The organism is Gordonia sp. KTR9, from assembly GCF_000143885.2.
GTDB lineage: Bacteria > Actinomycetota > Actinomycetes > Mycobacteriales > Mycobacteriaceae > Gordonia.
In genome coordinates this window covers 2,253,476-2,276,494 of sequence record NC_018581.1, presented here as the reverse complement: position 1 = coordinate 2,276,494, position 23,019 = coordinate 2,253,476, and the positions used below count along the sequence as shown (strand labels likewise).

19 protein-coding genes are annotated in these 23,019 nt (G+C 67.9%); 5 read left to right on the top strand and 14 right to left on the bottom strand.

Annotated features, from left to right (window positions below; genetic code table 11):
- The first annotated feature begins 99 nt into the window (after window positions 1-99).
- Both ectB and KTR9_RS11085 read left to right on the top strand, forming a co-directional pair.
- On the top strand, window positions 100-1,371 hold the full coding sequence (gene ectB, locus KTR9_RS11090; protein WP_010841609.1) for a diaminobutyrate--2-oxoglutarate transaminase: 1,272 nt from the start codon (window positions 100-102) through the stop codon (window positions 1,369-1,371).
- On the top strand, window positions 1,368-1,799 hold the full coding sequence (locus KTR9_RS11085; protein WP_014926442.1) for an ectoine synthase: 432 nt from the start codon (window positions 1,368-1,370) through the stop codon (window positions 1,797-1,799). The genes ectB and KTR9_RS11085 overlap by 4 nt, the downstream gene beginning before the upstream one ends.
- A 63-nt stretch (window positions 1,800-1,862) precedes the next feature.
- On the opposite strand, the gene KTR9_RS11080 is transcribed toward KTR9_RS11085, so the two are convergent.
- Window positions 1,863-2,708, bottom strand: a complete 846-nt coding sequence (locus KTR9_RS11080; RefSeq protein WP_044506472.1) for an alpha/beta fold hydrolase — start codon at window positions 2,706-2,708, stop codon at window positions 1,863-1,865.
- A 92-nt stretch (window positions 2,709-2,800) separates the two neighbouring features.
- Between KTR9_RS11080 and KTR9_RS11075 the strand changes: the two genes are divergently transcribed.
- Together KTR9_RS11075 and KTR9_RS11070 are read left to right on the top strand one after the other, a co-directional pair.
- The gene (locus tag KTR9_RS11075) at window positions 2,801-3,418 is read left to right on the top strand and encodes a TetR/AcrR family transcriptional regulator (RefSeq protein WP_044506470.1); all 618 of its coding nucleotides are present in this window, start codon (window positions 2,801-2,803) and stop codon (window positions 3,416-3,418) included.
- 21 nt (window positions 3,419-3,439) lie between these two features.
- A complete protein-coding gene (locus KTR9_RS11070) occupies window positions 3,440-4,318 on the top strand; it encodes a Sir2 family NAD-dependent protein deacetylase (RefSeq protein ID WP_014926439.1) in 879 nt (292 codons plus the stop codon).
- 16 nt (window positions 4,319-4,334) lie between these two features.
- On the opposite strand, the gene proB is transcribed toward KTR9_RS11070, so the two are convergent.
- From proB to mobA, 11 genes are all read right to left on the bottom strand, one after another.
- Entirely contained in the window at window positions 4,335-5,486 is a 1,152-nt protein-coding gene (proB, locus tag KTR9_RS11065) for a glutamate 5-kinase (protein WP_010841614.1), read from the bottom strand.
- Complete coding sequence (obgE, locus tag KTR9_RS11060; protein WP_010841615.1) at window positions 5,483-6,952, bottom strand: GTPase ObgE; 1,470 nt, start codon at window positions 6,950-6,952, stop codon at window positions 5,483-5,485. The genes proB and obgE overlap by 4 nt, the downstream gene beginning before the upstream one ends.
- A 98-nt stretch (window positions 6,953-7,050) precedes the next feature.
- The gene (rpmA, locus tag KTR9_RS11055; protein ID WP_004019626.1) at window positions 7,051-7,314 is read right to left on the bottom strand and encodes a 50S ribosomal protein L27; all 264 of its coding nucleotides are present in this window, start codon (window positions 7,312-7,314) and stop codon (window positions 7,051-7,053) included.
- A gap of 37 nt (window positions 7,315-7,351) precedes the next feature.
- Window positions 7,352-7,663, bottom strand: a complete 312-nt coding sequence (rplU, locus tag KTR9_RS11050) for a 50S ribosomal protein L21 (protein WP_004019625.1) — start codon at window positions 7,661-7,663, stop codon at window positions 7,352-7,354.
- Between the two features lie 283 nt (window positions 7,664-7,946).
- Window positions 7,947-11,495 (bottom strand): translation initiation factor IF-2 N-terminal domain-containing protein, encoded by a 3,549-nt coding sequence (locus KTR9_RS11045; RefSeq protein ID WP_044506467.1) that lies wholly within the window; start codon window positions 11,493-11,495, stop codon window positions 7,947-7,949.
- Between the two features lie 427 nt (window positions 11,496-11,922).
- A complete protein-coding gene (ndk, locus tag KTR9_RS11040) occupies window positions 11,923-12,339 on the bottom strand; it encodes a nucleoside-diphosphate kinase (RefSeq protein ID WP_010841617.1) in 417 nt (138 codons plus the stop codon).
- A 37-nt stretch (window positions 12,340-12,376) separates the two neighbouring features.
- On the bottom strand, window positions 12,377-12,838 hold the full coding sequence (locus KTR9_RS11035; RefSeq protein ID WP_083888955.1) for a hypothetical protein: 462 nt from the start codon (window positions 12,836-12,838) through the stop codon (window positions 12,377-12,379).
- Between the two features lie 222 nt (window positions 12,839-13,060).
- Window positions 13,061-13,450: a DUF4233 domain-containing protein gene (locus tag KTR9_RS11030; RefSeq protein WP_010841619.1), complete on the bottom strand. Its 390-nt coding sequence runs from the start codon at window positions 13,448-13,450 to the stop codon at window positions 13,061-13,063.
- Window positions 13,447-14,979, bottom strand: a complete 1,533-nt coding sequence (gene folC / locus KTR9_RS11025) for a bifunctional tetrahydrofolate synthase/dihydrofolate synthase (RefSeq protein WP_014926437.1) — start codon at window positions 14,977-14,979, stop codon at window positions 13,447-13,449. Before folC ends, KTR9_RS11030 begins: the two co-directional genes overlap by 4 nt.
- Window positions 14,976-17,666, bottom strand: coding sequence for a valine--tRNA ligase (locus KTR9_RS11020; RefSeq protein WP_014926436.1), 2,691 nt, complete (start codon window positions 17,664-17,666; stop codon window positions 14,976-14,978). Before KTR9_RS11020 ends, folC begins: the two co-directional genes overlap by 4 nt.
- A 67-nt stretch (window positions 17,667-17,733) precedes the next feature.
- Window positions 17,734-18,351 (bottom strand): molybdenum cofactor guanylyltransferase, encoded by a 618-nt coding sequence (gene mobA / locus KTR9_RS11015; protein ID WP_014926435.1) that lies wholly within the window; start codon window positions 18,349-18,351, stop codon window positions 17,734-17,736.
- Window positions 18,352-18,421: 70 nt separating this feature from the next.
- On the opposite strand from mobA, the gene KTR9_RS11010 reads away from it, so the two are divergent.
- The gene (locus KTR9_RS11010) at window positions 18,422-20,746 is read left to right on the top strand and encodes an FdhF/YdeP family oxidoreductase (RefSeq protein ID WP_014926434.1); all 2,325 of its coding nucleotides are present in this window, start codon (window positions 18,422-18,424) and stop codon (window positions 20,744-20,746) included.
- A gap of 74 nt (window positions 20,747-20,820) precedes the next feature.
- On the opposite strand, the gene clpX is transcribed toward KTR9_RS11010, so the two are convergent.
- Both clpX and KTR9_RS11000 read right to left on the bottom strand, forming a co-directional pair.
- Window positions 20,821-22,101, bottom strand: a complete 1,281-nt coding sequence (gene clpX / locus KTR9_RS11005; RefSeq protein WP_010841624.1) for an ATP-dependent Clp protease ATP-binding subunit ClpX — start codon at window positions 22,099-22,101, stop codon at window positions 20,821-20,823.
- A gap of 192 nt (window positions 22,102-22,293) precedes the next feature.
- A complete protein-coding gene (locus tag KTR9_RS11000) occupies window positions 22,294-22,989 on the bottom strand; it encodes an ATP-dependent Clp protease proteolytic subunit (protein WP_010841625.1) in 696 nt (231 codons plus the stop codon).
- Window positions 22,990-23,019: the final 30 nt, after the last annotated feature.

Here is a 23,019-nt window from a genome sequence, read left to right as displayed (position 1 = left end):
GCCCGTGGGACATATTCCACCTCGGCCATCGCAACGAAGCGCCTCCGAGCCGAGCACATCTGAAAACCCCACGCTGTCACACCAGAAGGAAGCAAAGAAATGCAACTTCTCGACACCCACATGGACGATTCCGTCTTCACCACCCACGAGTCGGAGGTGCGCAGCTACTGCCGTAACTGGCCTGCTGTGTTCACCACCGCGAAGGGTTCCTACATCACCGACCAGGACGGTCGTGAATACCTCGACTTCTTCGCCGGCGCCGGTTCGCTGAACTACGGCCACAACAACCCGATCCTCAAGAAGGCCCTCCTCGAGTACATCGAGGCCGACGGGATCACCCACGGTCTCGACATGGCAACCGTCGCCAAGGGCAACTTCATCCAGAAGTTCACCGATCACATCCTCGAGCCGCGTGGACTGGACTACAAGATCCAGTTCCCCGGACCGACGGGTACCAATGCGGTCGAATCGGCCCTGAAGCTCGCCCGCAAGGTGACCGGTCGCGAGTCGATCATCAGCTTCACCAACGCTTTTCACGGCATGACCCTCGGATCGCTGTCGGTGACCGGCAACTCGATGAAGCGCGCCGGCGCGGGCATCCCGCTCGTCCACGCGACCCCGATGCCGTTCGACAACTACTTCGGCGGGGTCATGGAGGACTTCCACTGGTTCGAGCGAGTGCTCGACGACTCCGGCAGCGGCCTGAACCGGCCGGCCGCGGTCATCGTGGAGACGGTCCAGGGCGAGGGTGGCGTGAACGTCGCCCGCGCCGAGTGGCTGCGTGCGCTGTCGGACCTCTGCGAACGGCGCGACATCCTGCTGATCGTCGACGACGTCCAGATGGGCTGCGGACGCACCGGTGAGTTCTTCTCCTTCGAGGAAGCCGGCATCAAGCCCGACATCGTCACCCTGTCGAAGTCGATCAGCGGTTATGGACTGCCGTTCGCGCTGACCCTGTTCAAGCCGGAGCTCGACGTGTGGACCCCCGGCGAGCACAACGGCACCTTCCGCGGCAACAACCCGGCCTTCGTCACCGCTGCCAAGACCATCGAAACCTACTGGACCGACGACGCGCTGACGCGTGACGTCCACGCCAAGGGTGAGCGAATCCACGAGGTCTTCACCGACCTGTGCAGCCGCTACGACGGCATCTCCACCCGCGGACGCGGCATGGTCCGCGGACTCGCCTTCGACGACCACACCGCCGCGGGCAAGGTCTGCGCCCAGGCCTTCGGCGCGGGACTCCTGGCCGAGACGTCGGGTCCGTCCGACGAGGTCGTGAAGCTGCTTCCGCCGCTGACCATTTCGCGCGAGGACCTCGACCGCGGCCTGTCCATCCTGTCCGATGCAGTCAAGGAGGTGATCGGATGATCGTCCGAACCACAGCCGAGATCACCGGTACCGATCGTGATGTCGCCGACCCCAAGGGCAATTGGGTCTCCAAGCGCATCGTCCTGGGCGGCGATCGGGTGGGCTTCTCGTTCCACGAGACCACCATCAAGGCCGGCTCGGTCAACGAGTTCCACTACGCCAACCACGTCGAGGCCGTCTGGCTCGTCGAGGGGACGGGAACGCTGCTCGACCGTGAGACCGGCGAGACCTATCCCCTCGCGCCGGGCACCATGTATCTGCTGAACGGACATGAGCGCCACACCGTGACCGCCGACACGCAGATGCGCATGCTGTGCGTGTTCAATCCCCCGGTCGTCGGCACCGAGGTGCACGACGAGAACGGCGTCTATCCGCTGGTGACGGTGCCCGCACCAACCGGCAAGCACGCCGAGGAAGCCGTTTCCTGACGGTCTGACCCTTCCGAACGATCGCCACTTCCGGTGTGGATCACCTCTCGCCCCCAGCGCGGGTCAGGTGATCGGCACCGGAAGTGGCGTTTGTCGGGCGTTCGACTCCCACAAGGCCAGAACTGCACCGGCGGTCCGAGCGGGTTGCTCGAGCGCCGGGATCACCCGGGCCTCGTGGACGGTGACCTCACGCGCATCGTGCATGGTGCGCGCCACCTCCCGCGCCTCCTCGGGCGTCCATTCGCCACGGTCATCGGTCGTCACGAACAGCACCGGACACGAGATCTTCTCGGCCGCCCACGCCAGATCCGTGCGGTGGAGAATCGCGGTCTCGATGGCCGGGATCATCGACCTGCCCGAGACGCGGACCGCCTCTCGCACGAGATCGACCGCCTCGGGATCCTCGCGGCGGGTGCGCTCGGTGAACAGCGTGGACACGATGGTCGACCACACCGGGCCGCGGGCTCCGATCATCCGGTACAACGGCAGCAACAGCCTGACCCGGCGCCGCAGAGCGGGCTCGATCGGACCGGTCGGTGCGCTCACCGCGACCAGGGTGTTCACCAGCGCCGGTTCGACGGCGGCCACATGCATACCCACGTGACCTCCCCACGCGTTCCCGACCCAGTCCACCGCAGCGGCACCCGTCAGTTCGCGAACTCTTGCGATCACGTCGAGTGCGGCATCGGCGCACGCCGCGATGTCGGCGGGCCGGGCGGTCTTCTCGCTCTGCCCGCACCACGGGGCGTCGACCAGGAACAGACGCCGCCTCTCCGCCAGTGCGGGTACCACCCGGTCCCAGCTCCGCGAATCGACGAACATGCTGTGCCACAACACAGCCGGCGGGCCGTTGCCCACATCGCGAACACGGAGTCGCCCCAGTCGCGTCGGGACATCGAACTCTTCCATCACTGCTCCCACCGGTGAGTGGTGACGCCCGAGCGGCTCACCGAATATTGACATTACACTGTGTATTTCCAATTTTGTCTAGACTCATCGTCGTGGTCAGGCCCTATTCATCCGAACTGCGGACAGAGCGAGCCCGCGAGAACCGTGCCCTGGTCCTCGCCACCGCCACCGCCATGTTCTGCGAAGACGGGTGGGTGGCGACGACGATGTCCGGGGTCGCGACCCGTGCAGGACTCACCCGTCCCACGGTCTACCGGCAGTTCGACAACAAACTCGACCTGCTCGACGCCTGCATCGTCGCCGCCCTGCGGCGTGACGAGGGCGTCCCGGTCCGCGACGGTGCCGACTACCAGACGATGGGCGAGGGCAGCAGACCTCGACGTATCCGCGCCGCGGCATCGTGGTTGCGCGATGCGCACCTTCGCTCGGCGGTCATCCAGCACGTACTCGACGAGGCCGCCGTCACCGACGACGACGCGGCGACGCTCCGGGATGAACGGGAGCAGACCCGCTGGAACGAGGTCCGGTTCGCACTCTCGCTGATCCTCGGCCGGCCGGCCGACGACGAGACCGTGGACTCGATGTGGATGCTCTCGTCGCGAACACTCTGGCTTCGTCTCGTCCGCGAACGCGGGTGGAGTCCGGACCGGTGGGAGGAGTGGTTCGTCGTACACACCACCGCCACTCTGGACCGGCTCGACGGAGCCTGAGTCGCGCTTATCCTGGGCAGGGTGCGTACTCGTCTCCAGCTCGGCACCACCCCCGCCGAACACACACCGCTCGACGACGACGTCGAGGACCGGATCGCGCTGGCCGCCGACATCCTCGCCGGTCGCCGTGTCGCGGTTCTGACCGGGGCCGGCATCTCCACCGACTCCGGCATCCCCGACTACCGCAGCCCCGGTTCGCCGCCGCGGACACCGATGACCCTCGAGATGTTCCTGTCGTCCGCCGACTTCCGCCGCCACTACTGGGCCCGCAACCACCTCGGCTGGCGGCACATGGACGCCACGGTCCCCAACCGCGCGCACCTCGCCCTGACCGAGCTGCAGCAGCGCGGGTGGATCTCGCGGGTCCTCACGCAGAACGTCGACATGCTGCACACCAAGGCAGGGACGCGCGGAGTCATCGAGCTCCACGGGTGTTACGGCCGGGTCCGTTGCCTGAACTGCGACTGGCGGATCTCGCGGCATCGGCTCGCCGAGCTTCTCGAAGGGGTCAACACCGAGTTCGCCCGCCGCGTCCGCGGGCACGGTGCCATCGAAGTCGCCCCCGACGCCGACGCCACCCTCTCCGACACCTCCGACTTCGTTATGATCGACTGCCCGAACTGCGGCGGGATCCTGAAGCCCGACATCGTCTACTTCGGCGAGACAGTGGCCAGAGACGTTGTGGACGAGGCATTCTCGGCGGTCGACGCTGCCGATGCGCTGGTGGTCGTCGGATCATCGCTCACCGTCATGTCCGGTCTGCGATTCGCCCGGCGCACACACCGGGCGGGCAAGCCGCTGATCATCGTCAACCGCGGAGTCACGCGTGCAGACGACATCGCCACACTGAAGATCGACCACGAGGCCGGGTTCGTACTCCCGGCGCTGGCAACCTTCTGATCACGCGGTCCGCGCCTCAGCGCGAGACGACCACCAGATCGTCGGCGTGGACCACCGGGCGCTGCAGCTCGGGGGGAAGGTCGACGGTCGAGCGGCCGACCATCGAGGTCACGTCGTCGATCCCGTAGGCCGCGACTCCCCGCGCCCGCACCGTGTCGTACTGGTCGACGAGTTCGACAACGTCCCCTTCGAAGAACCTGCCGGTCGCCCCGACGATCCCCGCGGCGAGAAGCGAACGCCGCCTGCGCGACACCGCATCGACCGCTCCGTCGTCGAGCACGATCCGACCGCGTGCGTCGGCGGCATGACGCACCCAGAAGCGTCGGGCGGACAGCCGCTCGGGCCGGGCGGCGAACACCGTCCCCACCGAGGCGTCGGCCAGCGCCTGCGCCGCCGACGAGGCAGCCGCCAGCAGCACGGGCACGCCGGCGTCGGCCGACAACCGGGCGGCGGCCAGCTTGGACGCCATGCCGCCCGTACCCAACGCGCCGCCGGATCCGGCGATCACCCCGTCGAGGTCCTCGGGTCCATGGACCTCCGGGATCAGCCGGGCGCGACGGCCGTCGATCCCGACCTTGCGCGGATCGCCGTCGTAGAGGCCGTCGACATCGGAGAGCAGGATGAGCGCGTCGGCTCCCGACAGGTGCGCGACGAGCGCGGCGAGGCGGTCGTTGTCGCCGAAGCGGATCTCGTTGGTGGCCACGGTGTCGTTCTCGTTCACCACCGCGACGGCACCCAGTGAACGCAGACGGTCAAGTGTCCGTTGGGCGTTCGCGTGATGACTGCGGTTGGAGATGTCGTCGGCGGTGAGCAGGACCTGACCCACCGTGCGGCCGTACCGCGCGAAGGACGTACCCCACGCGTGCGCGAGAGCCAACTGCCCGACGCTGGCCGCCGCCTGCTTGGTGGCCAGATCGGTGGGGCGTCGTTTGAGCCCGAGCGGCGCGATACCGGCGCCGATGGCACCGGAGGACACGACGATCACGTCCGACCCGGCCCTCATCCGTGCTTCGAGGGCGTCGGCCAGGCCGTCGAGCCGGTCGCGGTCGAGCCCCTCGGTGAGGTCGGTCAGCGCCGACGAGCCGATCTTCACGACCACGCTGCGTGCGTGCGCGATCCGGTCGCGCACCGACCCGTCGCGGACGCGATCGACGGACCCGGCGGTCACGGGAGGTCCCGCTCCCCGCCGTCCTCGTCCGGGAGACCGCGACGCAGGCGTCGTGCCTGCTTGCGTTCGGCGGCGCCCACACGATCGGAGCGGTCGAGTCGGATGTCGGTGCCGCGACCGGTGACCGGGACGTCGTCGCCCATCGGCGTCGACGGTTCCCAGTCGAAGGTGACGGGCCCGATCGTGACGGGTGCACCCGGTTCGGCACCGCGACGCACCAGTTCGTCCTCGACGCCGAGACGGTTGAGCCGGTCGGCCAGGTAGCCCACGGCCTCGTCGTTGTCGAACTGGGTCTGCGCGATCCAGCGCTCGGGGCGGGTACCGCGGACGATGAAACCGCCCTCGTTGTCCGGATCGGTCTCGATCGTGAAGCCCGTGTCGTCGACGGCCTTGGGCCGGATGATCGCGCGCCGGGCGACCTTGGGGGGCTGGGCCTCCCGGTACTCCCGCACCATCCGCGCCAGCGCGAAGGTGAGCTCACGCAGACCTTCGTGGGCGACCGCCGAGATCCGGAACACCGGCCAACCGCGTTCGGCGAGTTCGGGTTCGATGAGATCGGCGAGCTCGGCGGCATCGGGAACGTCCAGCTTGTTGAGGATCACCACGCGGGGACGGGACGCGAGGTCGCCGAGTCCGTGGTCGTCGTCGAGTGCCGGGACGTAGGCGGCCAGCTCGGCTTCGAGCGCGTCGATGTCGGAGATCGGGTCGCGGCCGGGTTCCAGTGTGGCGCAGTCGACGACGTGTGCGAGCACCGCGCAGCGCTCGAGGTGACGGAGGAACTCGAGGCCGAGACCGCGGCCGGTCGAGGCGCCCGGGATCAGACCGGGGACGTCGGCGATGGTGAACACGTCACCCGCGGTCTGCACGACTCCGAGGTTCGGGACGAGCGTCGTGAAGGGGTAGTCCGCGATCTTCGGCTTGGCGGCCGAGAGCACCGACACCAGCGAGGACTTGCCGGCCGACGGGAACCCGACGAGACCGACGTCGGCGACGGACTTGAGTTCGAGGACGAGCGAACGCTGTTGCCCCTCCTCCCCCAGCAGCGCGAAGCCGGGGGCCTTGCGAGCCTTCGACGCGAGGGCCGCGTTCCCCAGACCGCCACGACCACCCTGCGCGGCTTCGAAGACCGTGCCCTCGCCCACCAGGTCGGCGAGGATGGTCCCGCGATCGTCCAGGACGACCGTGCCGTCGGGCACCTTGAGGACGAGATCCTCACCGTTCGCGCCGTCGCGGTTGTCGCCCCCTCCGGGCCTGCCGTTGGAGGCTTTGGCATGCGGATGGAAATGGAAGTCGAGGAGGGTGTGCACCTGGGGGTCGACGACGAGTCGCACCGACCCGCCGTTGCCGCCGTTGCCGCCGTCCGGCCCGCCGAGAGGTTTGAACTTCTCCCGATGGACCGACGCGACGCCGTGGCCGCCGTTCCCCGCGGCGACATGGATGGTCACGCGGTCGACGAACCGAGACATCGAGATTCCTTACTTCAGTCAAAAAAGAACAGGGCGGGCGGGGTACGCGATGACCCTGCCCGCCCTGTGTAAAGGCTGTGTCGTGCCGGTTGCTCGGGTCAGACCGAAGCGGTTTCCGGGACGATGTTGACCGTCTTGCGGCCACGCTTGGAGCCGAACTCCACCGCGCCCGCGGCCAGCGCGAACAGGGTGTCGTCGCCACCGCGACCGACGTTGACGCCGGGGTGGAACTTGGTGCCGCGCTGGCGGACCAGGATCTCGCCTGCGCTCACCTGCTGGCCGCCGAAGCGCTTCACACCGAGTCGCTGGGCGTTGGAATCGCGACCGTTGCGCGAGCTGGACGCGCCCTTCTTGTGTGCCATGTGTCAGTCCTCCTGAGGTCTTCTCGAACTGGTCGAACTACTTGATGCCGGTGACCTTGAGGACCGTCAGCTTCTGACGGTGACCCTGGCGCTTGTGGTAGCCGGTCTTGTTCTTGAACTTGTGGATGCGGATCTTGGGACCCTTGACGTGGTCGACGACCTCGCCGGTGACCGAGATCTTGGCCAGCTTGTCGGCATCGGTGGTCAGGTTCGACCCGTCGACGACCAACGCGACCGGCAGACTCACCGTGCTGCCGATCTCTCCGTCGATCTTCTCGACCTTCACAGTGTCGCCCTCAGCGACCTTGTACTGCTTTCCGCCGGTCTTGACGATCGCGTACGTTGCCATCGAAGTTTTCCTCTTACTCGTCTACTCGGACCCTCGGGGCGCTGACGCTCCTGGGGCGTTTGTGTTGTGCGTGCCGGTGCGGGCCGCAGGGTAGCCCGTCACGTGGCCGGGGAAGCTGCGGTTCGCACCAGAGGGCCTCCGACGGGATTCGCACCGTTGCTGTGCCGAAGCGGGCAGAACAGCGCAGACCCTCCGCAGGAGGCGACTTTCCAAGATTACGGGAACGTCGGTGGTCGGGTCAAACTCGCCCACCGCCGGCCCGTGACCAGTTGCCCCACTCCGGTCAGTCCTCGGCCGGCGGCGGTCCCGCCGGACGGCCGGCGCTGCGTTTGCGCGGCCGGCGCCGGACCGCGACGGCCGCCTCACCGGTGCCGGACGACACCGGACCGAAGGTCGTGGTCGGGGTGTCCGGGACCACGTCGACCGCGGTCATCACCACGTTCTCGGGTGCCGTGGTCGTCTGCGCGGGACGCCGGACAACCCGGCGCCGACGCCGTGCGGCCGCCGGAGCCTGACCGTCGGACGACGTACCGGCAGACTCGGCGTCCGCCGATTCCGTCGCCGCCGGCTCCGTGACGGCAGCCTCTGTCGCGGCGGGCTCCGAGACGACGGGCGCTGAGACGACGGGCTCTGGGACGTCGGGCGCGGCGGCCGTGTGGTCCCCGGAGGTGTCTGTCCCGGCCCCCGCGGCCGATTGCTCGGACGCCTCGACCGTCGGCGCCGTGTCACCCTCGGAACGATGCGCAGAGTCGCCGTCGGGGTGTGGTCCGCCGTGGGCTTCATCGTGTTCGTCGTCGTGGGAGTGCGCTGCCATCGCCCGGAACATCGGATGTTCGGCGGGCTTGTGGGCGGGCGCGACGGCCGGTGCGGCCTCGGGCTGTGCGTCGGCCTTCTTCTTGCCCCGGCGTGACCGCTTCGACCCCGAACCCTCCGCGCGTGCGGAGTCGTCGGACTTCACCTCGACGGGATTCGAGTGCACGATGATGCCCCGGCCGCTGCACGCGGTGCAGGTGGTCGAGAACGCTTCGAGCAGACCGGTTCCCAGACGCTTCCGGGTCATCTGGACGAGGCCGAGCGAGGTCACCTCGGACACTTGATGGCGCGTGCGGTCACGGGCGAGGGCCTCGGTCAGCCTGCGCAGCACCAGGTCCCGGTTGGACTCGAGGACCATGTCGATGAAGTCGACGATGATCATGCCGCCGATGTCGCGCAACCGCATCTGCCGCACGATCTCCTCGGCGGCCTCGAGGTTGTTGCGCGTCACGGTCTCCTCGAGGTTGCCGCCCGAGCCGGTGAACTTGCCGGTGTTGACGTCGACGACGGTCATCGCCTCGGTGTGCTCGATGATCAGCGTGCCGCCGGAGGGCAGCCACACCTTCCGGTCGAGGGCCTTCGCGAGTTGCTCGTCGATGCGGTGCACCACGAACGAATCCGGCGCGTCGGCATGCGGCTTCTCGAACTTCTCGACGCGCTCCATCAGATCCGAGGCCACCGAGCCGACGTAACCCTCGACCAGGTTCCAGGCCTTGTCGCCCTCGACGACGAGCTTCTTGAAGTCCTCGTTGAACAGGTCTCGGACCACGCGCACCAGGAGGTCGGGCTCCTCGTACAGCGGCTTCGGGTTCGACGACCCGCCCTTCTTGGCCTGTGTGACCGCCTCGTCGATGGTCTTCCACTGCGACTCGAGACGAGCGATGTCGGCACCGAGTTCCTCGGCGCTGACTCCCTCCGAGGCGGTGCGGATGATGACCCCGGCCTCGTCGGGGACGAGCTTCGCCAGGATCTGCTTGAGACGTTTGCGCTCGACGTCGGGCAGCTTGCGGCTGATCCCCGTCGACGAACCACCCGGCACGTACACCAGGTAGCGGCCGGCCAGCGAGATCTGCGTGGTCAGTCGGGCGCCCTTGTGCCCCACCGGGTCCTTGCTGACCTGCACGAGAACGTTGTCGCCCGGCTTGAGCGCCTGCTCGATCTTGCGCGAACCACCGTCGAGTCCGGCGGCGTCCCAGTTGACCTCACCCGCGTACAGGACACCGTTGCGTCCCCGGCCGATGTCGACGAATGCGGCCTCCATGCCCGGCAGGACGTTCTGGACCCGACCGAGATAGATGTTGCCGACCATCGACGACGATGTCGCGGTGGTCACGAAGTGTTCGACGAGGACGCCGTCCTCGAGGACCGCGACCTGGGTGTAGTCCTCGACCGCGGCGTGTTCGTGCCCGTCGTTTCCGGAGATGCGGCTGTTGGCGCTGCGTTCGCGGACGACCATGACCCGGTCGACCGCCTCGCGCCGCGCCAGGAACTCCGACTCTGTCAGGATCGGTGGCCGACGCCGGCCGGCATCGCGCCCGTCGCGGCGACGCTGACGCTTGGCCTCCAGCCGCGTCGATCCCGAGATCCCCTGGACCTCGTCACGGGCGCGCTTGCTGCGCGGTTCGCGTTCGTGGACGACGGTGTTCGGCGGATCGTCGGGAGACACCTCTTCCGATTCGCCGCCACCCTTGCGACGGCGACGGCGACGACGGCGACGAGTCGACGACGAATCGCCGGAGTCATCGTCACCGGAGGCGTCGTCGTCCGACTCGTCAGTGGTGTCGGAGTCGTCGGTGGCCTCGTCGGCACGGTCGCCCGACGAGCTCGAGGACTCGGCGTCACCCGACTTGTCCGAACCCGACCGGCGGCTGCGGCGCCGTGTGCGCTTGCCCGACGGGCGGCCTTCCTCCGAGCGCGACTCGTCGGACGACTCGTCGTCGGCGGAGGTGTCGTCGGAATCGGTCTCGCCGGCGGTGCTGTCGGACTCGCGGGTCGCCTCGGCGCCCCGCCCGTCGGTGACGGCGGAGTCGTCTGCGTCGTCCGTGTCCGACTCGTCGGCGTCCGAGTCGTCCGTGTCGGACTCGCCGTCCGCGCCCTGGTCTCCCCGACCTCGCCCGCGCCCTCGCCGACCGCGCCGGCGCCGGCGACTCCGACCCGAACCCGAGTCGTCGCCGTTCGAGTCGTCGTTGTTCGAATCGTCGGCAGAGTCGTCGCCGTTCGAATCGTCGGTGTCATCGGGGGTCGAGCTGCCGGCGTTCGAATCGTCGGTCGTCGCCTCGCCCGCTGTCGCCTCGGACGCCGACGCCTCGCGACCCCGCGCGCTGGCGGGTTCATCCCCGGATTCCGGGGTCGCGGCGGCCTCAGGGGCGGCAGTGCCGGCCGATTCGTCCTCGGCGTTCGCGTCGCCGCTGGCGCTCGTTTCGACCTTGGGCTTGGCGCGCCCCGAGCGGGCGGTGCGGGGCTTCTCGGCCGGTGCCTGCGGCTGCAGGAACAGCGGCTGCACGCCGGCAGACGTGTCGGCCTCGCCGGCAGAAGATGCCACGGGCGCGTCGTACTGCGCCGACGCCGCCGAGAACAGTGTCGGGGCCTCGGCCGCCGGCGGTGTCGATGAGGCGTCGTCCGCGGGGGTCTGTGTCGGCTCGTCCGCGGGGGTCGGTGTCGGCTCGACCGCGGTCGGCTCCGGATCGGCCGACGTGATCTCGGCTGATCCGGTCTCGGCCGGTGCGGGCTCCGCCGAGGGCGCCTCGGTCGGGGTGTCGGCCGGCACTGTCTGCGCAGGCGTCTCGGCGTTCTCGTCGACGCCGGCCCGAACTCGTTCCGCCACGGCTTTCGCCAGGTCGCGGTCGACGCTGGATTGTGGGCTGCGGGTCTGCACGCCGAGATTCGCCAGGTGAGCCAGTACCTGTCGACTCGTCAGGCCCAAGAAACGCGCCAGGGCGTGCACACGAAGTTTGCTGGGAAATTCCTCCGCCGATTCCGACGCTGCGTTCGCGTCAGCCGGCGACCCGTTGTCGGTCACTCAGTCTCCTCGAACCCCCGGGCGCGTCGGGCTGACGCGGCCACGCGAGGGTCTGCTCTGTGTCCCGGTCCGTGTCGGACCGGTGTTGTGTGGTCTGCGCGTCGTCACGACGACCCGACCTGCGGATCACCCGACGACGCTCTTGCTGTGTCGATGACCGCGTCCCCGGACGCCTTCCACGCCACCGGGCACAGGCAGAACCTGAGTGTTCGGCTGCTGGCAGCAGTGCGAACTCGGTGGGGTCAGCTGCGGTTCCGTGGCGTCGCGGTGCGTCAGTGCCGCACCGCGACGCGCCGGAACCAGGGCGCGTCATCCGGTTGTCGTCGACAAAGTGTGTCGGCGATAACTGCACAAGTATCCCACACCGCGGTCGGATGACCGCAAAGGATGAGCGTTTGACCGCGCGCGTCGAGCTGGAGACCCCGTTTCAGCCCTCGAGTCCGGGAAACCAGAGGGCGATTTCACGCTGCGCCGATTCGGGCGAATCAGACCCGTGGACCAGGTTGTATTGCGTGTCGAGCGCGAAGTCGGCGCGGATGGTTCCGGGCACGGCCTTCTCCACCGGATCGGTGCCGCCGGCGATCTGCCGGAACGCGGCCACCGCGCGGGGTCCTTCGAGGACTGCCGCGACCAGCGGGCCCGAGGTGATGAACTCGAGCAGCGAGGGATGGAACGGCTTGCCCTCGTGCTCGGCATAGTGTCCGCGGGCGACCTCGTCGCCCGCGGTCTTGAGCTCGAGAGCCACCAGGGTCAAGCCCTTGCGCTCGATGCGGCTGATGATGTCGCCGACGAGGCCGCGTTCGACGCCGTCCGGCTTGATGAGTACGAGAGTGCGTTCAGTCACGCTGACACCCTATCGACCGGCCGTGATTCCGCACCGGTCAGGAGCAGTACTCACCCGCAACCGGGAAGAAACCGTAATTGAAGAGACTCCCGGTGCGGGAGCGCGGATCGACGATCACCTGAACGCATCCGCCCGGTGAGGCGAGTGCGCCGGCCAGCGCGAGGTCGAACTGTTGCGCCAGACCGAGATTCGCGGGCCGGTATTGAGCCGGCACAGGAAGACTGGCGATCGCCTCGGGCGCCTTCATCGAGGCGGCGCGCTCGGTGATCGCGTGTGTGGCGACATAGCTGTACTCCCCCGGCCCGACGGGCACCGGCGCATCGGCGACGGGCGCTCCCGTGAAGTTCGCGATCGCGACCGGGGGCTGCTCGTCCTCCGGAGCCGCGGCGGCCGATGCCGGGACGGCCAGCGCGAGTGCCGCGCCGGCCAGGACAGCCGCGGGGAGCACAGTGCGGCGGGTGCGGTCGAAGATGGCGGTCCGGGAGAGCTGCAACTGCACGTATGTCCTCACATCGGGTGTATCGGAATGGGGTTCGACAAGCTGCGAGGAACGACCTGTCGCCCCCGCGGCTTGGGCCATTGTTGCAGCAAGCACCCCACACCGGCCCGCTTCGGCGATAACGGTCCGGCCACAGGTCTTGCGGCCACCAAACCCCGGCCTGATGAACGCGAACACGGCTGGTCACATGTCCGGGGCCGGCGGCACCGCCCGATTTCCCGGTTACTCGATCGGCTCCTGGCCGGGCAGCATCCCGCGCTCGACACGCTTCTCGACGTCGGCCTTGATGTAGCGGATGTAGAGCCAGACCGACCCGAAGATGATCCCCACCACCGCGATCGACCAGTGGAAGATCCCGCCGACGATCAGGACCACCTGCAGGATGAGATCGAGGGTGATCGCGTACGGCCGTCCCTGGACCCCGGCGGCGAGGATCATCGCGATGACGACCAGCGTGAGGTACCCGCCCGACAACCAGGTCAGACCGTCGCCGAGGCGCCACACGATCGGGAATGCCAGGATCACGACGATGACCTCGAGGATCATCGTGCCGGCCATCACGCCGCGCAACCCCTTCCACGGATCGTTCGTGGGTGGGGTGTACCGGGTCATGAGGGTTCCTTACCGAAGAGGGTTCGCGCGGCACCGGCGGTCACGACGGACCCGGTGATGACCACGCCGGCTCCCGACACGCGCTCCCCGTCGGCCTCTTCGGCCAAGGCGATGGCCGCCTCGACCGCATCGGGCAGGAAGGGTTTGACGACCACGCGGTCCTCGCCGAACACCTCGCGCGCGTATTCCGCGAGCGATTCGGGATCGAGGGCACGGGGAGATCCGTTGTCGGTGACGACGACGGCGTCGAGCACCGGTTCCAGGGCCTCGAGGACCCCACGGGCGTCCTTGTCGCCGAGCACGCCGACCACGCCGACGAGACGACGGAAATCGAATTCCTCGGCCAGGGCCTGCGCGAGCGCGGCCGCGCCGTGCGGATTGTGCGCCGCGTCGGCGAACACCGTCGGCGCGCTGCGCAGCCGTTCGAGCCGCCCCGGGTTCTCGACTGTCGCGAAACCCGCACGGACGGCATCGATGTCGAGTTGCCGGTCGGCACCCGCACCGAAGAACGCCTCCACCGCAGCGAGGGCCAGCGCGGCATTCGCAGCCTGATGCGCGCCGTGCAACGGCACGAATATCTCGTCGTAGACACCGCCGAGACCCTGGATGGTGAGCATCTGCCCGCCGACGGCGATGACCGAATCGAGGACCGCGAACTCCGAACCCTGGCGGGCGACGATGGTGCCCGCGTCCACGGCCGCGCGCAGCAGGACGTCCATGACCTCGGGGCTCTGCTCGGCGATGACCGTGACAGGGTCGACGGTCCCGGCGGCATCGGGTTCGGCGGCCTTGATGATTCCGGCCTTCTCCCCCGCGATCGCGGTCAGCGTGTCGCCGAGATAGTCCGCGTGGTCCATCGCGATCGGCGTGATGACCGAGACCGTGCCGTCGATGACGTTGGTCGCGTCCCAGCGCCCACCCATGCCGGTCTCCACGACCGCCACGTCGACGGGCGCCTCGGCGAACACCGCGTACGCCATCGCGGTCAACACCTCGAACTTGCTCATCCGCGGTCCACCCGCCGTCGTCGACGAATCGTCGACCATGGTGATGTACGGCTCGAGTTCCCGGTAGGTGTCGATGTAGGTGCGGGCGGGGATCGGCCTGCCGTCCACCGAGATCCGCTCGGTGACCCGCTGCAGGTGCGGACTCGTGATCCGGCCGGTGCGCCGGTGCAGCGCGGACAGCAGGGCATCGACCATCCGGGTGACCGACGTCTTGCCGTTGGTTCCGGCGATGTGGATGGCCGGGTAACCGTGCTGCGGAGACCCGAGCAGGTCCATGAGCGTCGCGATCCGGGTCAGCGACGGCTCGATCTTCGTCTCGGGCCACCGGGTGTCGAGCTCCGCCTCGACGTCGGCGAGTTCGGCGAGCTCGTCGGCGCTGTCGGTGACGCGCAACGGCGCCGGCTCGGCATCGCGATCGGGTTCGTCCTCGTCCATGATCGCCGAGAGACCCAGGGGGTCACCCGCCGCATCCATTCCCAGGACGGCGGGGTCCTCTTCGGGGAAACCGTTGTCGTCACTCACGCGCCGGCCAGACTCGCCAGCTTCGCGTTCAGCCGCTCGACCTCTTCGGTCGCGATCCGCTGTCGGTCCCGGATCTTGGCGACCACGTGGTCCGGCGCCTTGGAGAGGAACTGCTCGTTGCCCAGTTTCGCCGACGTCGTCGACAGTTCCTTCTCGGCGACCGCCAGGTCCTTCGTGAGTCGCTTGCGCTCGGCCTCGACGTCGACGGTGCCCGAGGTGTCGATCGCGACGACCACCGTGGCCACGCTCAGGCGGACCTCGATGGTCGCGGTCGCACCGAAGTCCGGTCCGGCCGGATCGAGGCGCGCCAGGGAGGTCACGTACGGCAGCAGCGGTTCGAGCCCGGCTTCGCCGAGTCCGTCGAACTGGACGGAGACACGCTGACCCGGACGCAGGCCCTGATCGCTGCGGAAACGGCGGACCTCGGTGATCAGTCGTTGCAGATCGTCCACGCGGGCCGCCGAATCCGACGACCATTCGCGTCCCGACGTGGTCGGCCACGGTGCGACCACGAGAGATTCGCCCCCGGTGAGGGTCTTCCAGAGCACCTCGGTGACGAACGGCATCACCGGCGACAGCGCCCTCAGCAACGGTTCCAGGACCGCGCCGAGCACGAGCGCGGTGGATTCCGAACGGCTCTCGTCGTTCTGGGCGATCTGCACCTTCGCCAGCTCGAGGTACCAGTCGCACACCTCGTCCCAGGCGAAGTGGTAGAGCGCCTCGCAGGCCTTGGAGAACTCGTAGGACTCGAATCCGGCGTCGACCTCGGCGAGCACCTCATCGAGGCGGCCGAGGATCCACCGGTCGGCGTCGGTCAGCGTCTCCGCGTCGGGCAGCTCACCGACCTTCGCACCGTTCATCAGTGCGAACTTGGTGGCGTTGTAGAGCTTGGTCGCGAAGTTGCGCGACGACTGGGCGTGGTCCTCACCGACCGAGATGTCCGAACCGGGATTGGCGCCGCGGGCAAGCGTGAAACGCAGGGCGTCGGCGCCGAACCGCTCCACCCAGTCCAGCGGGTCGATGCCGTTGCCCTTCGACTTCGACATCTTGCGACCGTGCTCGTCGCGCACCAGCCCGTGCAGGAACAGGTTGTGGAACGGGATCTCGTTGCCCGGCCCCAGATCCTTGCCGACGTAGGTGCCGAACATCATCATCCGGGCCACCCAGAAGAACAAGATGTCGTATCCGGTGACGAGAACCGAAGTGGGATAGAACTTCTCGAGATCCGCGGTCTGGTCGGGCCAGCCCATCGTGGAGAACGGCCACAGCCCGGAGGAGAACCAGGTGTCGAGGACGTCGGTCTCCTGGACGTAACCCTCGGGGGCCTGCTCGTCGGGTCCGACGCAGACCACGTCACCATCGGGTCCGTACCAGATCGGGATGCGGTGACCCCACCACAGCTGACGCGAGATACACCAGTCGTGCATGTCGTCGACCCAGGCGAACCAGCGCGGTTCCATCGACTTCGGATGGATCACCGTCGACCCGTCGCGCACCGCGTCGCCGGCCGCCGCGGCCAGCCTGTCGACCGCCACCCACCACTGCATCGACAGTCGGGGTTCGATCGGCTCGCCGGTCCGCTCCGAGTGACCGACGCTGTGCAGGTACGGACGCACTTCTTTGACGATCCGACCCTGTTCGGCCAGCGCCTCGCGCACCTTGACGCGCGCCTCGAACCGATCCATGCCGTCGAATTCGGTTCCGGTGTCGGCGATCCGGGCCGAGGAGTCCATGATCGTCGGCATCGGCAGATCGTGTCGCTGCCCGAGCGCGAAGTCGTTGGGATCGTGCGCCGGGGTGATCTTCACTGCGCCACTGCCGAATTCCGGGTCGACATAGTCGTCGGCGACGACCGGGATCATCCGGTCGACGAACGGGTGCGGCAGTTCGGTGCCGACCAGGTGCGCATAACGGTCATCGTCGGGATGCACCGCGATCGCGGTGTCGCCGAGCATCGTCTCCAGCCGGGTCGTCGCGACGACGATGTGGGGTTCGGCGTCGTCGAGCGATCCGTAGCGGAAGCTGACGAGCTCGCCCTCCACGTCGGCGTAGCTCACCTCGATGTCGCTGACGGCCGTCTTGAGGACCGGCGACCAGTTGACCAGTCGCTCCGCCTGGTAGATCAACCCGTCGTCGAACATCTTCTTGAACACCGTGTGCACCGCGCGCGACAGACCCTCGTCCATCGTGAATCGCTCGCGGGACCAGTCGACGCTGTCGCCGAGGCGACGCATCTGCTCACCGATGTTGCCGCCGATCTCGGCCTTCTCGGCCCACACGCGGTCGATGAACGCCTCCCGGCCGAGGTCGTCGCGCGTCTTGCCCTCGGCGGCGAGCTTGCGCTCGACCATCGTCTGCATCGCGATCGCCGCGTGGTCCATGCCGGGCAGCCACAGCACCTCGTAGCCCTGCATGCGGCGACGACGCGAGAGCGCGTCCATCAGGACGTGCTCATAGGCATGGCCCATGTGCAGGGAGCCGTTGACATTCGGCGGCGGGATCACGATGGAGAACGGCGGTTTGTCGCTCGCCGCGTCCGCGGTGAAGTACCCGGCGTCCACCCAGCCCTGGTAGAGCGACGCCTCGTGCTCAGCGGGGTCCCAGGACTTGGGCAACCCGGTCTCGGGAACGGCAGTCCGGGACGACGCTGTGTCGGGCAACGCGGATGTCTGGTCGGGTGATGTCACGGGCGCTATTCTATGTTTCCGCCGGGCCGGACCTCGCCCGGGACCCGTCGGTGCACCCGCGCTCCCGCTAACCCGGCGACACGCGCAACCGGTGCAGGTCCTCGGGGGCGTTGACGTTGACGAGCCAGTCCGGTTCGGACACTCCGACGCGATGGGTGTTGAGCGCCTCGATCGCGCCGAGCATGCGTCGTTCGCCGCTCGCGACGAGATCGGCGATCTGCGCGGCCGCGTCCGTGCGGTAGATCCCCGCCATCGGATGATCCCGCTGCGCGTCACGCGCGATGACCGCCTGGGTGGAGCCCGTCATCCCCAGCCGCAGCTCGTCGATCAGCTCCGGGGCGATGAGCGGCATGTCCGTGGCACAGACGAACGCGTACTCGGCGCCCGCCGCGGCAGCCGCGGACAGACCCGCGACGAGACCGCCCAGCGGACCCGTCCCCTCCTGCTCGTCGGTCACCCAGTGCACCTTCGACGAATCGATACCCGGCGCCGCACGGTCGCGGATGTCGTCGACACCGCGGAACGCGGCGGACGTCTCGCCCGCCACGACCAGCACCGGATCGCATCGCTGCGACACCACGCGCACCACCCGGGCGAGCATGGGTTCGCCCTCCCAGTCCAGCGCGGCTTTGTCGCTGCCCATCCGCCGCGAGCGTCCGCCTGCCAGTACCAGAGCGGCGATCACCGATGTGTCCGATCCCGTGTGTTGAGTCACAGTGACCAGTGTGCGCGATGCGGCACACGATGGGGGCAAGATGGACATCATGAGCAACACGCACGACCGGAACTCCTCGACCCACGACGTCGATGACCCGCGCGAGGTCCGGCGCAAGCATCGGAAGTCCTACGCCGCCGGGGTCCCGGCCGTCGCGGTCGCCCTCAAGCGCGGGGTCGAGCAGATGGGCGCGCTCCGGACGGCGCAGACCCTGATCAAGCTCAATCAGCGCGACGGATTCGACTGCCCGGGTTGCGCCTGGCCGGAGACGCCGGGACACCGCAAGCACGCCGAGTTCTGCGAGAACGGCGCCAAGGCGGTCGCCGAGGAGGCCACGCGTCGCGCCGTCAGCCCCGACTTCTTCGCCGCCCACAGCCTCGACGACCTGCGCACGCGCAGCGGCTACTGGCTCTCGCAGCAGGGTCGTCTGGCCCACCCGATGTTCCTCGGTCCGGGTGACACCCACTACCGCCCGATCAGCTGGGACCAGGCCAACGCGGTCATCGCCGACGAACTCGCCGCGATGGACTCGCCCCACGAGGCGGTCTTCTACACCTCGGGACGCACCAGCAACGAGGCCGCCTTCCTGTATCAGCTCTTCGCCCGGAGCCTGGGTACCAACAACCTGCCCGACTGTTCGAACATGTGCCACGAGTCGTCCGGCGCCGCACTCGGCGCGTCGATCGGCATCGGCAAGGGTTCGGTGACCGTCCCCGATCTCGAGGCGGCCGACCTGATCCTCATCGCCGGCCAGAATCCCGGCACCAACCACCCGAGAATGCTCGCCACGCTGGAGAAGGCGAAGCACAACGGCGCCCGGATCGTCGCGATCAACCCGCTCCCCGAGGCCGGCCTGATGCGCTTCAAGGACCCGCAGAAGGTCGGTGGACTCGTCGGCGCGGGTACCAAACTCGCCGACGACTTCCTGCAGGTCCGGCTCGGCTCCGACATGGCACTGTTCCGCGGCGTCGCACGTCTGCTCCGCGATGCCGAACGAGCCGCGCCCGGAACGGTTTTCGACCACGAATTCCTCGACGAGTCGTGTGCCGGGGTCGAGGAGTACCTCGCCCTGCTCGACGACGTCGACCTCGACGAGATCGCCGACGTCACCGGCGTGACTCGCGCGCAGATCGAGGAGCTCGCGCGAACGGTCGCCACCTCGCGCCGCATCGTCTTGTGCTGGGCGATGGGCCTCACCCAGCATCGGCACGGCGTGGCGACGATCGCCGAGGGCACCAACGTGTTGCTCCTGCGCGGCATGATCGGCCGTGTCGGCGCCGGACTGTGCCCGGTTCGCGGGCATTCCAACGTCCAGGGCGACCGCACGATGGGCATCTTCGAGAAGATGCCAGAGTCCTTCCTCGCCGCCCAGGACGCCGAGTTCGGCATCACTTCCCCACGCGAGCACGGGTACGACACCGTCGCCGCCATCACCGCGATGGCCGCCGGAAAAGTCCGCGTCTTCGTCGGGATGGGCGGCAACTTCGTGTCGGCCTCACCCGACACCGAGGCGACCGCCGAGGCTCTCCGGCGCTGCGCACTCACCGTGCACGTGTCCACCAAACTCAACGAGTCCCATCTGGTCACCGGCCGCAGCGCACTCATCCTGCCGACGCTCGGCCGCACCGACCGGGACGTCATAGACGGTGTGGCGCAACGTGTCTCGGTGGAGGACTCGATGTCGGCGGTGCACCTCTCACGCGGGTCGCTGCCGCCGGTGTCCGAGCATCTGCGCAGCGAGGTCGCCATCATCTGCGATCTGGCAACCCGAGTCTTCGGCACCGGCCATCCGGTTCCGTGGCAGGAGCTCAAACGCGACTACGACCGCATCCGCGACCGGATCGAGCGGGTCGTCCCCGGCTTCGACGACTTCAACATCCGCGTCCGACGCAGTGACGGCTTCGTACTGCCGCACCCGCCCCGCGACACCCGGTCGTTCGACACCCCCAACGGCAAGGCCAACTTCGCGCTTCATCCGCTCGAATGGGTGGACATCCCGGCCGACCGCCTGATCCTGCAGACGCTCCGCAGCCACGACCAGTACAACACCACCGTCTACGGCCACGACGACCGTTACCGCGGCATCTCCGGCAACCGCCACATCGTGATGGTCAACCCCGACGACATCACGACCCTCGGTCTGCGCGCCGGACAGCTCGTCGACATCGTCTCCGAGTTCGACGGCGAGGGCGGGGTCGAGGAGCGACGGGTCCGCGGCTTCGAGGTCGTCCCCTACGACACGCCGCGCGGGAACGCAGCCGCATACTATCCGGAGACCAATCCGCTGGTTCCGCTCGGATCGGTGGCCAAGGAGTCGAACACGCCGGTGTCCAAGGCCGTGGTCATCCGCTTGGAACCCGCCTAGCCGTCGAGGACGAACAAGAGAGCCCCGCCCGGATTCGGGCGGGGCTCTCTTGTGTCTGCGAAAGATGTTGTGCGTCAGGCGGTCTTGTCGCGGCGTTCGTCGCTGGAGGCCTTGCGGGGCACGATCGTCGGCAGGACGTTGTCTCGGACGGTCTCGCCCGTCACGACGACCTTCTCGACGTCGTCCCGGCTCGGGATGTCGTACATCACCGGTAGCAGGACCTCTTCCATGATGGCCCGCAGGCCACGGGCACCGGTGCCGCGGTGGATCGCCTGATCGGCGATCGCCTCGAGCGCATCCTTGGTGAACTCGAGTTCCACGTTGTCCATGTCGAACAGGCGCGTGTACTGCTTCACCAATGCGTTCTTCGGCTCCGACAGGATGCTGACCAGCGAATCCTTGTCCAGGTTGGTCACCGAGGCCACGACCGGGAGCCGGCCGATGAACTCGGGGATCAGGCCGAACTTGATCAGGTCCTCCGGCATCACGTCGGCGAACTGATCCGACGTGTCGACCTCGTCCTTGCTCGCCACCTCGTTACCGAAACCGAGGCCGCGCTTGCCGATCCGCTCGGACACGATCTTCTCGAGTCCCGCGAACGCACCGGCGACGATGAAGAGCACGTTCGTCGTGTCGATCTGGATGAACTCCTGGTGCGGGTGCTTGCGTCCGCCCTGCGGCGGCACCGACGCCTGAGTGCCCTCGAGGATCTTCAGAAGCGCCTGCTGGACGCCCTCGCCCGACACATCGCGTGTGATCGACGGATTCTCGCTCTTGCGTGCGATCTTGTCGACCTCGTCGATGTAGATGATGCCGGTCTCGGCACGCTTCACGTCGTAGTCGGCGGCCTGGATCAGCTTCAGCAGGATGTTCTCGACATCCTCGCCGACATAACCCGCCTCGGTGAGCGCGGTCGCATCGGCGATCGCGAACGGCACGTTGAGCATCTTCGCCAGCGTCTGCGCCAGGTACGTCTTGCCGCATCCGGTGGGGCCGAGCATGAGGATGTTCGACTTCATCAGCTCGACGGTCTCACCCGTGCGGGAGTCCTTCTTCTCCCCCGCCTGGATGCGCTTGTAGTGGTTGTACACCGCCACCGCGAGAGTTCGCTTCGCGGTGTCCTGGCCGATCACGTACTTCTCGAGGAAGTCGCGGATCTCGGTCGGCTTGGGCAGCTCGTCGAGCTTGACGTCGCCGTTCTCCGCCAGTTCCTCTTCGATGATCTCGTTGCACAGGTCGATGCACTCATCGCAGATGTACACGCCGGGGCCGGCGATGAGCTTCTTCACCTGCTTCTGGCTCTTGCCGCAAAAAGAGCACTTGAGCAGGTCGCCACCGTCTCCGATTCGTGCCATCTCGCGCTGTACCTACTTCCTCGTTGCCGGACTGTCGTGTCTGGTCCGTCGCGTCGCACGCAGCCGGGCATGGGTCATTTGATCGACACTCGAATGCCAAGTAACCCGACGGTACCCGCGTGCCGCCCGAACTTCGACCGATAAGGCCAAATGTCGCGGCAGAAAATCACCGGGACTTCTGTACTGCCACAACTACTTCTTCATGGACTTCTTGCGATATTCGAAGACCTCGTCGATGATGCCGTACTCCTTGGCCGCCGCGGCGGTCAGGATGTTGTCGCGGTCGGTGTCCTTGCGGATCTTCTCCTTGTCCTGGCCGGTGTGGCCGGACAGGATCTCGTCGAGGCGATCGCGGATGCGCTCGATCTCGGCGGCCTGGATCTCGAGGTCGGACACCTGACCCTGGTACGCACCACCGGTGCGCGGCTGGTGGATCAGGACCGTGGCGTTCGGCAGCGCCGCACGCTTGCCGGGTGTTCCGCCGGCGAGGAGGATCGCTGCGGCCGAGGCCGCCTCCCCGAGGCAGACGGTGACGATGTCGCAGTGCACGTACTGCATCGTGTCGTAGATCGCGAGCATGTCCGGCACGCTGCCGCCCGGCGAGTTGATGTACATCGTGATGTCACGGTCGGGGTCCTGCGACTCGAGCACCAGCAGCTGTGCCATGACGTCGTTGGACACGACCTGGTCGATCGGGGTCCCGACGAACACGATCCGCTCTTCGAAGAGCTTCGCGTACGGGTCGTACTGACGCTGGCCGTTCGGCGTGTGCTCGATGAACTGCGGCAGGATGTACCGCGCCTCGATGTTCTTCAGCGCCAGGGCCGACGCAGGGATTCCGGCGGCGACCTCGGCGGGCAGGCCGTCGAAGGAAAGGGAATTGGTCATGTGATGCTCCAGTGAGTAGAGGTGGCTCGG